We start from the raw sequence: 15,191 nt of genomic DNA on the forward strand, positions 1-15,191 counted from the left end.
CTGCTTCGTTTGTTTTTCTAACTTTGACTAAAATTGACACCCGTGTTCCGACTCTTCGATTTATCTTTAAAAATCAGTGGTTTCCCGATGAAGAAAGCACTATCGGAATTTGAATCCATTTGCGCTGTCCCGGAAAAAAACTACCCGGATTATATCGCTTTTAAACAAAAAGAAATCGTCTCCTTTCATCTCGAAAACAATCCCTTTTACCAAAAACTAGTCGGAAAAACAACATTTGACAATTGGTCGGATCTTCCGGTACTGACTAAAAAAGAGTTGCAACAACCGTTACAAAACCGACTTTCGCAAGGCTATACCATTTCCAATTCGTTTGTCAATAAAACCTCCGGTTCCAGCGGCGATCCGTTTATTTTTGCAAAAGATAAGTATGTACATGCCCTAACCTGGGCATCTTATTTTTACCGTTTCGGTTGGTATGGTATCGATTTTAATACGTCGTATCAGGCGCGTTTTTATGGCATTCCACTGGACAAAACGGGCTATTATAAAGAGCGTTTAAAAGATTATTTAGGCAACCGCTATCGCTTTCCGATATTTGATTTATCCGACGGTTTTCTGGAACAGGTTTTAGAAAAATTTAAAACCCAAAAATTCGATTATATCAACGGGTATACCAGTTCGATTGTTTTGTTTGCCAAGTTTTTAAAGGCGCGGAATATCGTACTTAAAACCGTTTGTCCAACGTTAAAGGTTTGTATGGTCACTTCGGAAATGCTTTTTGACGCCGATAAGGTTTTACTGGAAACCCAATTAGGCATTCCAATCGTAAACGAATATGGCGCTTCCGAATTGGATCTGATCGCTTTTCAAAATCCCGAAGGGGAATGGCAGGTGAATTCCGAAACACTATTTGTAGAAATCCTGGACGAACAGAATCGGCCGCTTCCCTACGGTCAGGAAGGTCGTATTGTGATTACGTCGTTATACAATAAAGCACATCCTTTTATTCGTTATGACATTGGTGATATCGGCGCATTGGACGAATCAAGTACGGCTAAAAAAACAATTTTAAAAAAACTAACGGGACGCACGAATGATGTAGCCGTTTTGCCAAGTGGTAAAAAAGCACCGGGACTTACGTTTTATTATATTACCAAAAGTATTATCGAAGACGACGGTAATGTAAAGGAATTTATCATCAAACAAATCCAGCGGGATACTTTTGAGATCGATTATGTGAGTGATTTCGAATTAACCGCAGATCAAATTCAGAAAATTGAAGCCGCTATTGCACTGTATCTGGAAACCGGACTTACTTTTATTTTTAATCGGAAAACCACCTTATCCCGAACCAACAGAGGAAAACTGAAACAATTCCAGTCGTTGTTATAATTTTTCTATAAAACGGGGTTTGATCAGCAATTGGGTAACCAAAAATCCAATCATACAAAAGAAGGCCACGATAGTGTTTTTTCCGTGGAAATCGCGGTAGATCCGATAATTGTGTTGTAACAAACTTCGCTTTGATGCCGAAATAGAGTCTTTCCGGATTCGGTAAAATGCCAGACTTTCCGGTACGGGTTGTGCTGTTTTGATCTGTTTTAATATGGTTAACCAAACAATCCAGTCCTGACGTTTTCGAAAGGAGGCGATCGGAATTTTTCCAAAATAGTCTGTGTCATATATTCCGGTTAGGTTTCCGATAAAATTACAAAAGAACAATTGGCGGTAACGCAATACCAACGGTGCTTTGATTCTTTTCTGTAAGGAGTCTCCATTTTCGTCGATACAATCGTAAAATGAAAAGGTAAAAGGGAGTTTGCTTTGTGCTAAAAAAGCGAGTTGTTTTTCCAGTTTTTCCGGTTTCCATAAATCATCGGCGTCCAAAAAGGCAATATACCGACCAGTGGCTTTTTCCAATGCCTGATTTCGTGCTACACCCGCTCCCGAATTCGTGTCTAATTGGTATAGTCGGATCCGGTTGTCCTGTGCTGCAAATGCCGTGACGATCGCTACGGTTTCATCAGTGGAACAATCGTCTACAAGGAGCATTTCCCAGTCCGGATAAGTCTGATTTTGAACCGATCGGATGGTGTCGCTTATAAATGCAGCGGAATTAAATGTTGGTGTTATGATGGAAACCCGCTGTGACATTAATAGGCTTTTTCATCTCCTTTAATGGCGTTGTATACAGTAAGATAAATAATTTTGATATCGAGTAACAGCGACCAGTTTTCCAGATAGAAAATATCGTATTTCACCCGATTGATGATGTCGTAGTTGGTTTCTACTTCGCCGCGGTATCCGTTGGTTTGTGCCAGTCCGGTGATTCCCGGTTTGATAAAATGGCGTACCATAAATTTATCGACACTTCGGGCATACATTTCGGTATGGCTCACCATGTGCGGTCGCGGTCCAACAACCGACATATCGCCAAGGATTACATTAAAAAATTGTGGTAATTCGTCGATGCTTGTCTTACGGATAAAACGGCCAATTTTCGTAATTCGGGGATCGTTTTTAGAAACCTGCTCCAAATCGGCAATTTCATTTGGACGCATCGAACGGAATTTATAACAGTTAAACTCCTTATAATTTAATCCGTTTCGTTTTTGTTTAAAGAATATAGGCCCTTTGGATTCCATTTTGATCAGAATCGCTAACAATGGTGTTAACCAGGAAAGCAATCCGATAATAATGAATAACGAGAAAAAGATATCGAAAACCCTTTTTACAATTTTATTAAACGGTTTGTCCAACGGAATGTTTCGCATCGATATAATAGGAATATAGCCGTAGTAGTCGTACACCAGATTACGGGAAAGGATTTCTTTACTGTCCGGTAAAAACTTCAGTAACTTCAGATTGTTATCCGTAAAGTCGACAAACTTACTTACTTGTGAATTGGATAAATCCTGCAGGGAACAATAAATTTCATCTATATCCCGATCCAGAGCAAACTTAAAGCATGACTCTATGTTTTCGGTTGATTCATTTTTGTCGAAATGAAATACCTTTTCCAGTTTATAGCCATAATCGGGATTCTCGATAAAAAATTCCTGAAGTTGGCATATATTTTTACTTTGTCCGACGATGATCACTCTGCGGAAATTTCCACCGAAAACAACCCGAAACCGTTTTAGAAAATAAAATACTGCAAATTTAAACGCTGCGACCAGTGCCATTGCAGTTGTGGTGTATTTTATGGTTTCCGAAGGTTGGGAATATTTGGAGAAATACCCGATATAGGCAAAACTAAATACCAGGAACAACGCATATTGTTTTAGTATTTTCCCAAATATCTCGATCGCTTTTGTATAACGATAGACTTCATAAAAACCAATATTCAGCGCAATGGTAATCCAGGTGATACTGATGAATATATTATAATAAAATCCTATTGTTTCGGGTAATAAAACCCCTGTCAGAATATTGATGATAATCAAATCCAACAAATAAGAAAAAGGTCTAATATATCCGGAATACCGGCCGGTAGTTCTACGCACTAAAATATATATTTAGAAAAATCCTTATGCTCTTCTTTTAATAATTCCTCTGTCGATAATGATTTGAAATACTCATAGGTAATTTTCATTCCTTCGGAACGGGATACTTTCGGTTCCCAACCCAGGATTTCTCTTGCCTTAGTAATATCTGGCTGTCGCTGTAACGGATCATTAACTGGTAATGGACGATACACTACTTTTTGATCTGTTCCGGTAAGTTTGATGATTTCTTCAGCAAAGTCTTTTATCGTAATTTCATCCGGATTACCAATGTTAACCGGCAATACGTAGTCTGAGTGTAGTAATCGGAAAATCCCTTCCACCTGATCGTCTACATAACAGAACGAACGGGTTTGCGAACCGTCTCCAAAAATAGTAAGGTCTTCACCGCGTAATGCCTGACCGATGAATGCCGGAATAACACGACCGTCGTTTAAACGCATTCGCGGTCCATAGGTATTAAAAATCCGAACAATACGGGTTTCTACACCATGGAAAGTATGGTAGGCCATTGTAATGGATTCCTGAAAACGCTTGGCTTCATCGTAAACCCCTCGTGGCCCGATGGTATTTACATTTCCGTAATATTCTTCGGTTTGCGGATGTACTAACGGATCGCCGTATACTTCTGAAGTCGATGCAATTAAGATTCGTGCTTTTTTTACACGGGCTAATCCTAACAGATTGTGCGTTCCTAACGATCCTACTTTTAAGGTTTGTATTGGAATTTTAAGATAATCGATCGGACTTGCCGGAGAGGCAAAATGCAGTATATAGTCTAATTGACCCGGAACATGTACGAACTTGGTTATATCGTGGTGGTAAAACTCAAAATTTTGATTTTTAAACAAATGCTCAATATTTTTTAAGTCCCCCGTGATCAGATTGTCCATCCCAATCACAAAGTATCCTTCCGCAATAAATCTGTCGCATAAATGTGATCCTAAAAACCCTGCTGCTCCTGTAATTAATATTCTTTTCATGTATTCCAATTAATCCATGCAAGATAAAAAAAAACATATGTATCAAGCTAGTTAAGTCGTACAAAATTTCAGATTTAATTATTTATTGACATCGACCTGCTTGCATTATAAAACCTGGCGTTACAGAATTGTTGCGCTTGTTAAATTTTCAACAAATACTATTTTAAGGAATCATAAAAATACTGTTTTTTGATGACTCCTTATAAAGGGCAAAATATGGTGTAAGGGGATTCCTTATTTTATTTTCCGCAGTACAAAAATGTTATTGAAATATACTGTCTTAGATTTGGGAAGAATTGTACCAAAAATACTACCCAATATATTAATGGTAAAAATAAACGGTACCATTAATATTTGTTTTACGAGTTTGTTTTTGGGCAAAATATTATTCAGGTAATTTAATGTGAATTGAAAAAGGACCAATACATGATTCCCGGTTTTATGATTTTCAACGACCTCAAAACCATTCGATGCATACAAATGTTTTAACGCCGGTGTCGTATATCGCGCAAAATCATGCGGCATTTCATGTTCTTCCCACATAAAAGGAGTGGTTATTAAAGCCGTCGCGTTTGGTTTTAAAACCCGATTCATTTCCTTTAATAACTCGTCGATGTTAAAAACATGTTCTAACACTTCCGTACATAGCAAACTGTCGAAATGATTGTCTTCGAAAGGTATAACATGTCCATCATAAAATCGATCTACGTATTTATGGTTTTCATCCCTTCCTTCTATTTTTAAGTCAACTCCGATATATTTATTTAGATGTCCAAAATAATTCAAATACGGTTTGTTCCCACAACCAAAATCCAATAGCTCTCCGGTTAATAATTTGGATTTTTCCTTTATCATACTTTTTAAAGCGTGTCGAATAAAAAAGTTATGATTTATAAAAAAACCTAATAATCCCGGTTGAAATTTTTCTTTTTGTATGATCTGTTTAATTGTGTCTTTCGTCATAAAATAGTGCTTTCATTTAGATAAAATTATCTAAAGTTAGAATATATCGATTCTAATTTGGAAATGTTGTTTTTAATATTAAAATGATCCGAAAAAGACTGATAGGCATTTGCTGAAAATTCCTTACGCTTTTGTTCATCATTGATCAATTCCAAAATCCGATCTTTAAATTCTTCGATATTATTATTTTTTACTATATATCCATTATATCCGTCCACTATTAAATCTCTGTTACCGTCGCAATCGCTAACGACCGAGGGTTTGGATAATGCCAGACTTTCGATTATGGAATATGGCATTCCTTCATAACGGGATGTCGAGATATACATTTTTGATTGGCTCACTAAATTAAAAACGTCCTCTCTGCTGGTCCAGTCAATTAAGGTTACATACGCTGTCATATCTCTTTCTTTGATCAGGCTTTTTACGGATTCCAACTGATCGGAATGATGTCCTACTCCGATAACCAGTAAATGTATTGGCCTTACTTTTTTTAGTTCGTACAAGATTTCGATCATCAGCTCAATGTTTTTTTGATATGATGGTCGTCCTACACAACAAATATATTCATCCGGCCAGGTTTTTGGTATCGATAAGGGTTGTATTTCGCCTATCGGTTCAATACAATTATTAAAAACGATAACCTTTTCCGGCTTATAGCCTACTTCCTTTATCGCTCTGTTTTTTTCAGAATCCGAAGTAGCCAAAACTGTACTGTTTCCATTTGCCAGATTTTTTTCAATGGTTAGAAAAATGTTTCGCTTTAGATTACTCTGCGCACTTAAATACGAAAACGCATGTGGTGTATACAGGATTTTAACACCCAAAAGCTTCCCTACTATCTTACCAATAACACCTCCCTTGGCACTATGGGCATGGATAATATCCGGCTTTTCTTTTTTTAAAATTTTATAGGTGTTACGTATCGCATTGAAATCTTTAAAAAAAGAAATATTACGAATAATGGTAGTCTTATAATTTTTTATGGTCTTTCCTTCTTTATCCACAAATTCCTTTTGTGTATCGGATTCACCATGAACTACAATGTTTTCTATTTTATTACGGTCTACATTTTCTAAAATCAGTCTTAAATATACATCTACTCCTCCAACAGAATGTAATATGTGTGCAATTTTAACTCTTTCCATCAATCCTGCTTACGTTTATTATATATAGTGAAACAAATATAGAGAAAATATAACAGCCGAATTGCCTGTAAAAAACATTCTCAACTATTAAAAACATCACAAAAGCAGCAAAAACAGCCATTGCAAAAAAATCTTTATAACTATAGAGAAAGGTTTTTATAATAAACGTTACAAAAAGGAGTAGTCCTATAATGCCTCCTATCAGGTAAAAATCGATAAACTGGCAATGGGAGTTAAATTTGCTTTCCAAAAACCAGCTTTTTCTGGAGTAGTCTTCAATCGAGTCATCGTAGCAGGCAACGAGTCGTTCGCTAATTTTCGTGTAGGAATCAAAACCAAATAAAAAAGAGAAATCGTCTTGCTGTACTATTTTTCCCGAACAGCCAAAAATGATTACCCGAGGCTCGGATTGTTTAATGTTTTCGATTGTTTTTTCTAGTGTACTGTTGATAAAAAATCGTTTCGAAATGTTTTTATTCAGCATAAATACAGTCCCCAGAAAAAGTATAAATCCAGCAAGAATGAGCCTTTTTCGTATCGTATTACTTTTTAAGTATCCGAACAGGTAGATTATAAACAAAACCAATACGGTTATCATGGCCATTCTAACAGTTATAAATAGAATAAAGGCAAGTGAAAAAAGAATGCTGAACAAATAGAAATATTTGCCTTTGTTTTTTTTATGGAGTTGTTCAAATGCCAGAATAATTCCGATAACACAGAAAACACCCATATACGGCCTTTCCTGTAATAATACAAAATTGGTGGTCCAACCATCGGCAAACGGGAAAAATTTAAACTTCGAATAAAATTTAAAAATTCGGAATAGACATCCTATAATTGAAGCATTAATCGCGATCAACGACAGTATTTTAAACCGTTGGATATTATTGATCTTAAAAAAAAGTATCGGAAGTAGGATCAGATAAAAGTACTTTTTATAAATGTTAAGATCCAACATAAAAGTACCGTTAATAAGTGCCTGTCCGCTAACATATAAAATTAAAACAGCTAAATAGGGTAACGGAGACTGTAAATACTCTTGGAAGTATTTTTTTTTATAATCCAGTATAAAAACCAATGCCAGCAATCCCAATATTACATTTGGCAATCCTTTGGAAAAAGGAAGGATCAGAATCAACGTAATAAGGAGGTAGTCGTACGATTGGTTTAAATAGTTTTTTATCGTTAGCATATTCGTCTGAAAAAGGTTACGAGAACTCTCCGATAGTATTTTAACAAGCTGAATCCTGCAAATAACGGGTATTCAATTGGTCTAATAATCTTCATTCTAACAGCCATGGAAACGTTTTTTAATTCGCCTTTCTCCATTTCCCACAAACGGGAGTTTAATCCGGAATGGCCATAAACCGGTTTTCCGTTTCCGTAAAGTACAAAGGGTTCGTTTAATAAATAGCTGTTGTACTTATTGGCAACACGGATCATCATATTGGAGTCTTCATTATCCTGATCGGTATAAAAATAGCCGATATCATCAATTACTGCTTTTTTTGTTAATGTGGTCTGAATACATAAAAAGTTTTTTAGTAACATTAATCGCGGAGTGATTTTTGTTAATCGTTCAAATTGTACTCCGAACATCTTTTTATGTACTTCCTGATTCATGTTTGTTCCCAAACAGTCAATATTTGGATTCTCACGAAAAACAGTCATCTGAGTTGCTATTTTCTCTGGCAACCACTCATCGTCACTGTCCAAAAAGGCTATAAATTCTCCCGTCGCTTCGTCAATTCCCCTATTTCTGGCAGAAGAAACACCTCCGTTTTCTTTCGTTACTAATTTAATGTTTCGATCCGAATTAGCAATATAATCTTTCATTATACTATTGGAGTTGTCTTTCGATCCATCATCAATCAAAATCAGTTCAATATTCGTATAGGTTTGGTTGATTACCGATTGTATCGTCTGTATAATTGTTGATTGTGCGTTATAAACAGGGATTACTACGCTAACTAATGGTGTCATTATTTGTGTGTATTTTTATTTAACTTGTTTTGAATCGCATTCAGGTCGGATATTCGGATCAATATTGCTAGGCAAATCCAAAATCCATACATCCGAAACGTATCGGACTGAAACCAGTTCATTATAAATCCGATAAGACTTACCAGTATGATGATTCCTAAAATCTTTATTTCATCTTCGCTATTTTTAATAATCCTTACGCTTTGCTTTCCTATCTGATATAACAAATATATAAAAATCGAAAAACCAATAATACCCGTCTCTGCCAATAAACGAACATAGATATTATATCCCGGCGGAAACATCGGATTGTTTTTGTTTAGATAAATATAGGGAAATTCATAATTGTCTTTTTTGGCCCATATCGGATAATAATTTAACGCATGAAAGGCCTGTTGTCCGTAACCAACGCCCACTATAGGGTTTTCTTTAAAAACCATCATATTCGCATATTGGATACCAAACCGGGATTGATTGGATATATTTTTCTTTAAATTGCTTTTAAAGTCAAGAGATTCCAACTTCTTCCCCATATCATTTATTATTTTATCTCCTTTAAACACCACAATCATGGTTCCAAAGAGAACAAACATAGCTGCTATTCCTGAAATTGCCATTAATTTTTGTCGGTTGTTTAAAATAATCCCAAAGAAAACCACCGCTTGTAATGTAATAACAATAAGTGCTGTTCTGGATCCGGAATAATAGGTGAGTATGATCACCACTAATGTTGGGATGTAACGGACATATCCTTTATGTGTGATGATATAACTAAACATCCATCCGGCAACGGTTATTAAATAAAGGCCTAATGCCGGTGCTTCGAAAGTAACCGATGAGATTCTTCGGTTTACATCATAATCGTATTCTGTAAAAGGAAAGTAATCAAATAAACGCAGTAATGTATAAGCCGGATATACTCCAAAATAGATATATAAAATTTCCAAAAAGCCGTAGATCGATACAACGATGAAAGAATATAAAAAGACTTTCCGTATCATGAGCAAAATTTCTTTTGCCGACATTTTTACAATTACATTCCAGTATAACATAAAAAATGCAACACCCGACATGATGATCACAAAGTATTGCCGAATAAACCGGTTGATTCCCGTTGTTTTTTTATAGTAACTCTCCTGAATAAACGGAAAATTTACTACTACACTAAAAATACACCATAACAGAAAAACCCAAAGAATAGTTATAATATAATTTTTATAGGGAATCGAAATCTTTCTACTGAGGAGTATATCCAATCCTAAAAAGACCAAACCCAGCAGTAAAAAGTAGGCCCCAGATTCTTTTTTGAATTCTCCCAATTCCTTAATTCCTTCAAAAGAATTAAACGGAATAAAAAAAATACCCAGTAAAAATAATAGCTTATAAATATTTTTTAATGTTATCATCTCTATAGTATGGTTTTCATCTGGTGCATCAATAAATGTCGGTGTATGACACTTCTAAGGAACCAAATCAAACTGATACATATCAGTATCATATCGATCGAATTAATAAAAAGAAATATTATTAAAATCAAAATCACCGTAAGCGATGCTATATAAATATTGGCCTTCCGTAAGGTTTCAATTGAAGTTCTTGCCTCAAAAGCCGAATTTATGGAAGAGGAATACAATCGTAAGATTCCGGTTAACAAAATCAATAATATTGTACTCCAATGTTCCTGTATATTTATATCAATAATTCTCAAACTGTTCAGAATATAAACCCCTAATGCTAATAAAAATCCTAACAGTAAGCCAAATAAAATAGCTTTCCTGTTAAATTCCGAAAAGTACTTTTTATTAAAATTGGCTTTAAATAATATCAGTTGTTTGAATCCAACATAGTTTTGAAGAATGGTATATGGCGCTAAAAAAAAATTCGTCAGATAAAAATATTCTCCAAAGTTTTCAATTCCTAATTTGTTCTCTATTAAAAAACGATCTCCAAATGTAATCAAAGAAAAAGAGGTTATCGCAATACAAAAATGAAATCCCGAGATCAATATCTCTTTTTTAGTGAACGCCTCGTTAAACTCCAGTTTTATCTCTTTACGATAATAATAAACAGCCAGTAAAAAACAAAGTATAATACTATAACACAAGCCATATAATATAAAATCGGAAGCATTAGTTCCCCGAAATAAGAATAACGATACCGCCAAAATTAACAGTGCTATACGCCATAAATTGGATATGAATTGCGCAAATACAAAGTCAGTATTTAGTCGGAAAGCCGAAAAAAAATACATCAACGATGTCATCGATACCGTGCTCAGAAATACTAATAGTATATTCGGTAATATTTCACTGTAAAACCAATAAAAAAGAATGGTGCTTAGTACCGAGGTAGTGAGTACTGTAGTAATTATTGTCTTAATCTGAAAACGCTGGGTGATTATTTTTCCTCTGCTGGGTGCCTGTGAAAAGCGTATGAAAACCTGTTCCAATCCTAAAAGGCCGTAGATAAATCCCAGTGAAAAATAACTTACGAGTATGGAGTACTCCCCATATTCTGTTATCGTTAATTTTTTTTTTAATAAAATATTCGCTCCAAAAAAACAAATAGCTCCAACCATTAATATAATTAAAGACAAATGATTAAGTGTTTTTCGAAGTATAATTTTAATCAAAACAAAAAATATATGGTGTTAAAAATAAATAAGGTTAACTAAAATATAAAGTTAACCTTATTCTATATTTTATTTTTATCTAATTATAAGTTTGCCGCAATCTTGGCGATTTGAGGGTAAAATGCTTTGGTGCTTTCAAAATACGGATCGTAATACCCTTTGTCATCTTTTTGTAAGGTGAATAATTTTGTCGCAGCATCATATTTAATACACTGATTCGGTTTTAAATATTCCAAAAGCTGGTTTTCGTTTACTTCGAACGATTTATCAAGATAGGTAATTTTATATTTTTTAATTGAAATTGGCTCCTGACCTTTGTCTTCATTTCTTCCAACATCCAATCGCAAATCGATCGGAACAATGCCTTCCGGTAATTTAAAAGTCACCGTTTGAACCTCATTTTTCCCTTTAACGCCCATCCAAACTACATGGTCGTCATCAAACCACTCGTTAGATCCGTCTTTGTAATACAGAATCAAATCATCGTCTTTTTTGATAATCATGTCTACAGAAACATCAAATGTGTTCTCCTGAACCACTTCTTTTACCGCTTCAGTTGTAGTATCTGCCTTTTTTTCCTCGTTTTTACAGGAAATCGTTAAAAAGGATAAAAATAAACCTGCTATAATAATTTTTGTTTTCATAATGCTTATTTTTTGGGCAAAAATATAGTATTTTATTATACCTATACTATATTCGATTAAAAATTTAATGATGTCGTAATGTCTTTTCCCAACTGTTAATGGTGATACCAAAAGTAGTCTTTATTTTGTATTTATCCAATACGCTATACTTAGGCCTTTGCGCCGGTGTAGGATATGCTGTTGTAGGAATTGGATTAACCGAAATGCTTATTTGATTCACTTCAAATATCTTTTTAGCGAAATCATACCAACTGCAAACACCTTCGTTACTAAAATTGTAAACGCCATACGGCTTGGTATCGTTTTGGAAATCATAACGGATTATTGCAACGAGCGCTTCGGCCAAATCAACCGCATAAGTTGGTGTTCCAATCTGATCATCAACCACGTTAAGAGTATCCCTTTCGGAAGCCAGTCGTAACATGGTTTTCATAAAGTTGTTTCCAAATCCGGAATATACCCAAGATGTCCTTACGATATAGTATTTTGACCAAGAAGCTTGTATAACCTGTTCCCCTTCTAATTTTGTTTTTCCGTAAACTCCTTTCGGATTGGGTATATCTTCTTCGGTATAAGGCGTGCTTTTTTCGCCGTCAAAAACAAAATCTGTAGAAATATGGAGTAAAACAGTATGGGTTTCGGCACAGGCTTCCGCCAGATTTTGCGATCCTTTTACATTGACCTGATATGCTTTTTCCGGTTCGCTTTCGGCTTTATCAACTGCCGTATACGCTGCGGTATTAATGCAATAGGCCGGTTGTGTTTTTTCGAAATAAGCCGTTACTTTTTCTTTATCCGTAATATCCAAATCAGATGATGACGCAAAAACAAAGTCAATTTCCGGATAATTTCCCGAAATAGATTGTAACGATTGTCCTAATTGTCCGGACGCTCCGGTTACCAGTACTACCATATTTTTCGGGCTTTTTCCAATGCTGGTAAGAATTGGTCTTTTTCGGAAATCAATAATTCCGATGCTTCCAGTTTCCAATCTATTGCCAGACTTGGATCGTTATAGATAATCCCGCCTTCGGATTCTTTATTGTAAAAATTATCGCATTTATAAAAAAACGTCGCTGTTTCGCTCAATACTAAAAAACCATGTGCAAATCCTCTTGGGATAAATAATTGCTTTTGGTTTTCGGCCGATAATAATTCTGCTACATACTGGCCATAGGTTTCCGATTCCGGACGAATGTCTACCGCGATATCCAAAACTTCTCCCTGTAAAACACGTACCAGTTTTGCCTGTGCATGTTCTCCGGTCTGATAATGTAAACCCCGTAGGACGCCTCTGGACGAAAACGATTGGTTGTCCTGTACAAAATGAACGGCTTCGCCGGTTGCTTCACGGAATGTTTTTTCATTAAAACTTTCCATAAAATAACCTCTCGCATCCTGAATCACTTTGGGATCGAGTATATAACAACCGGATAGTCTTGTAGGGGTAATTGTCATTTTTTTATTCTAATATGCTTAGTAAGTGTTTTCCATATCCGCTTTTTAATAACGGTTCTGCCAAAAGCTGTAATTGTTCGGCATCAATAAATCCCATTCGATAGGCCGCTTCTTCGATAGCTCCGATTTTTAATCCCTGACGTTCTTCGATAACCTGTACAAAATGTCCGGCTTGCATTAACGACTGGAATGTTCCGGTGTCGAGCCAGGCGGTTCCGCGGTCTAAAATACTCACCTGAAGCTTTCCTCTTTCCAGGTATTCTTTGTTGACATCGGTTATTTCCAGTTCTCCGCGATTACTTGGTTTGATATTTTCAGCTATCGACACGACATCATTATCATAAAAATAAATCCCCGGTACCGCATAATTTGATTTTGGGTAAATCGGTTTTTCTTCTATTGAAAGTACTTTTCCGTCTTTATCAAAATCAACTACACCATAACGCTCCGGATCCAGTACGTGATACGCATAAATAATTCCACCATTCGGATTGTTATTCGCCTGAAGTAATTCGGCCAATCCTGTTCCATAAAAAATATTGTCCCCTAAAATCAGGGCTACTTTATCGTCTTTAATAAAATCTTTACCAATAATAAAGGCTTCCGCCAGTCCATTCGGGTGTTCCTGTATGGCATATTCAAAATGACAACCCAGTTTACTTCCGTCGCCTAATAATTGACGGAATAACGGTAAATCATGTGGCGTTGAAATGATCAATATTTCACGGATTCCGGCCCACATTAATGTCGAAAGCGGATAATAAATCATCGGCTTATCATAGATTGGCATTAACTGTTTGCTCACGGCCAGCGTAAGCGGGTGTAATCGGGTGCCGGAGCCTCCTGCTAATATTATCCCTTTCATGTTATTAAATGATTATTTAGCTTTTATTATTTTTTGTCGAATTTGTCCAGATACCAGGCAATGGTTTTGCGAATTCCGGTTTCGAAATTTTCATCGGCTTTCCATCCCAGTTCCGTTTCAATCTTAGTGGCATCGATCGCATATCGCAAATCGTGTCCCGGCCGGTCTTTTACAAAAACAATCTGTGTTTTATAACTGCTTTCGGCTTTTGGGTGCATTTCATCCAAAATCTCACAAATTGTATTGGCAATATACAGATTGTTTCGCTCGTTTCGACCTCCGATATTATAGGTTTCGCCTGCTTTTCCATTTTTAAAAACCAATTCGATTCCTTTACAGTGATCCAACACATACAACCAGTCTCTTACATTTTGTCCGTCACCATAAATCGGAATATTTTCTCCGGAAATGGCTTTGCGTATAATCGTTGGAATCAGCTTTTCATTGTGCTGCTTTGGACCATAATTATTGGAACAATTGGTCGTAACCACCTGCATTCCATAGGTATGAAAATAACTTCTTACAATCATATCGGAAGAGGCTTTTGAAGCCGAATATGGACTATTGGGCGCATAAGGCGTTTCTTCTGTAAACAATCCGGTCGTACCTAAGGTTCCATAAACCTCATCGGTGGAAATATGATGGAAACGCGATTGCTTATATCCTTCTTTATATTCATTCGGTCCCTTCATCCAATGCTTACGGGCTACATCCAACAGATTAAATGTTCCCACAACATTCGTACGGATAAACGCTTCCGGTCCGGAAATTGAATTATCCACATGCGATTCGGCTGCAAAATGGATCACATCCGAAAAATCATATTTTTCAAAAAGTGTCTCAATCAATTCACGGTCGCAGATATCGCCTTGTACAAAGGTATACCGACTGTTATTGGTCACCTCTTCCAGATTGGCCAAATCGCCGGCATACGTCAGCTTGTCTAAATTAATTACGTTTATATCCGGATTCTCTTCTATAAAATAAGTTACAAAATTAGCGCCTATAAATCCCGCACCTCCGGTTATTAATATGTTTTTCATGC

At 35.9% G+C, this 15,191-nt stretch carries 15 protein-coding genes; 1 reads left to right on the forward strand and 14 read right to left on the reverse strand.

The window, feature by feature from the left end:
- Nucleotides 1-42: 42 nt before the first annotated feature.
- A complete protein-coding gene (locus tag ABFU83_RS15105) occupies nt 43-1,353 on the forward strand; it encodes a phenylacetate--CoA ligase family protein (RefSeq protein WP_347067119.1) in 1,311 nt (436 codons plus the stop codon).
- Here ABFU83_RS15105 and ABFU83_RS15110 read toward each other — a convergent pair.
- The 14 genes from ABFU83_RS15110 to rfbB all read right to left on the reverse strand — a co-directional run bounded on the left by ABFU83_RS15110 (nt 1,348) and on the right by rfbB (nt 15,189).
- Nucleotides 1,348-2,115, reverse strand: coding sequence for a glycosyltransferase family 2 protein (locus ABFU83_RS15110; protein ID WP_347067121.1), 768 nt, complete (start codon nt 2,113-2,115; stop codon nt 1,348-1,350). The two genes, ABFU83_RS15105 and ABFU83_RS15110, sit on opposite strands and share 6 nt — an antisense overlap.
- Complete coding sequence (locus ABFU83_RS15115; protein WP_347067123.1) at nt 2,115-3,467, reverse strand: exopolysaccharide biosynthesis polyprenyl glycosylphosphotransferase; 1,353 nt, start codon at nt 3,465-3,467, stop codon at nt 2,115-2,117. Before ABFU83_RS15115 ends, ABFU83_RS15110 begins: the two co-directional genes overlap by 1 nt.
- Nucleotides 3,467-4,450 carry a UDP-glucuronic acid decarboxylase family protein gene (locus ABFU83_RS15120; RefSeq protein ID WP_136404314.1) on the reverse strand — a complete coding sequence of 328 codons (984 nt, stop codon included), beginning with the start codon at nt 4,448-4,450 and terminating at the stop codon, nt 3,467-3,469. Before ABFU83_RS15120 ends, ABFU83_RS15115 begins: the two co-directional genes overlap by 1 nt.
- 234 nt (nt 4,451-4,684) lie before the next feature.
- Nucleotides 4,685-5,305: a class I SAM-dependent methyltransferase gene (locus tag ABFU83_RS15125; RefSeq protein WP_230979025.1), complete on the reverse strand. Its 621-nt coding sequence runs from the start codon at nt 5,303-5,305 to the stop codon at nt 4,685-4,687.
- Between the two features lie 134 nt (nt 5,306-5,439).
- On the reverse strand, nt 5,440-6,561 hold the full coding sequence (locus ABFU83_RS15130; protein WP_136404316.1) for a glycosyltransferase: 1,122 nt from the start codon (nt 6,559-6,561) through the stop codon (nt 5,440-5,442).
- On the reverse strand, nt 6,548-7,756 hold the full coding sequence (locus ABFU83_RS15135) for a hypothetical protein (RefSeq protein WP_347067126.1): 1,209 nt from the start codon (nt 7,754-7,756) through the stop codon (nt 6,548-6,550). The genes ABFU83_RS15130 and ABFU83_RS15135 overlap by 14 nt, the downstream gene beginning before the upstream one ends.
- On the reverse strand, nt 7,750-8,547 hold the full coding sequence (locus ABFU83_RS15140) for a glycosyltransferase family A protein (protein ID WP_136404318.1): 798 nt from the start codon (nt 8,545-8,547) through the stop codon (nt 7,750-7,752). Before ABFU83_RS15140 ends, ABFU83_RS15135 begins: the two co-directional genes overlap by 7 nt.
- Complete coding sequence (locus tag ABFU83_RS15145) at nt 8,547-9,953, reverse strand: O-antigen ligase (RefSeq protein ID WP_136404319.1); 1,407 nt, start codon at nt 9,951-9,953, stop codon at nt 8,547-8,549. Before ABFU83_RS15145 ends, ABFU83_RS15140 begins: the two co-directional genes overlap by 1 nt.
- 2 nt (nt 9,954-9,955) lie before the next feature.
- Nucleotides 9,956-11,143, reverse strand: coding sequence for a hypothetical protein (locus ABFU83_RS15150; protein ID WP_136404320.1), 1,188 nt, complete (start codon nt 11,141-11,143; stop codon nt 9,956-9,958).
- Between the two features lie 119 nt (nt 11,144-11,262).
- Nucleotides 11,263-11,823 (reverse strand): hypothetical protein, encoded by a 561-nt coding sequence (locus ABFU83_RS15155; protein WP_136404321.1) that lies wholly within the window; start codon nt 11,821-11,823, stop codon nt 11,263-11,265.
- A 64-nt stretch (nt 11,824-11,887) separates the two neighbouring features.
- Entirely contained in the window at nt 11,888-12,736 is an 849-nt protein-coding gene (rfbD, locus tag ABFU83_RS15160) for a dTDP-4-dehydrorhamnose reductase (RefSeq protein ID WP_347067129.1), read from the reverse strand.
- Nucleotides 12,730-13,281, reverse strand: a complete 552-nt coding sequence (rfbC, locus tag ABFU83_RS15165; protein ID WP_347067131.1) for a dTDP-4-dehydrorhamnose 3,5-epimerase — start codon at nt 13,279-13,281, stop codon at nt 12,730-12,732. The genes rfbD and rfbC overlap by 7 nt, the downstream gene beginning before the upstream one ends.
- 4 nt (nt 13,282-13,285) lie before the next feature.
- On the reverse strand, nt 13,286-14,146 hold the full coding sequence (gene rfbA, locus ABFU83_RS15170) for a glucose-1-phosphate thymidylyltransferase RfbA (RefSeq protein WP_136404324.1): 861 nt from the start codon (nt 14,144-14,146) through the stop codon (nt 13,286-13,288).
- Between the two features lie 26 nt (nt 14,147-14,172).
- Nucleotides 14,173-15,189 carry a dTDP-glucose 4,6-dehydratase gene (gene rfbB / locus ABFU83_RS15175; RefSeq protein ID WP_347067134.1) on the reverse strand — a complete coding sequence of 339 codons (1,017 nt, stop codon included), beginning with the start codon at nt 15,187-15,189 and terminating at the stop codon, nt 14,173-14,175.
- Between the last annotated feature and the right edge of the window lie 2 nt (nt 15,190-15,191).

This window comes from Flavobacterium sp. WV_118_3 (genome assembly GCF_039778605.1).
Classification (GTDB): domain Bacteria; phylum Bacteroidota; class Bacteroidia; order Flavobacteriales; family Flavobacteriaceae; genus Flavobacterium.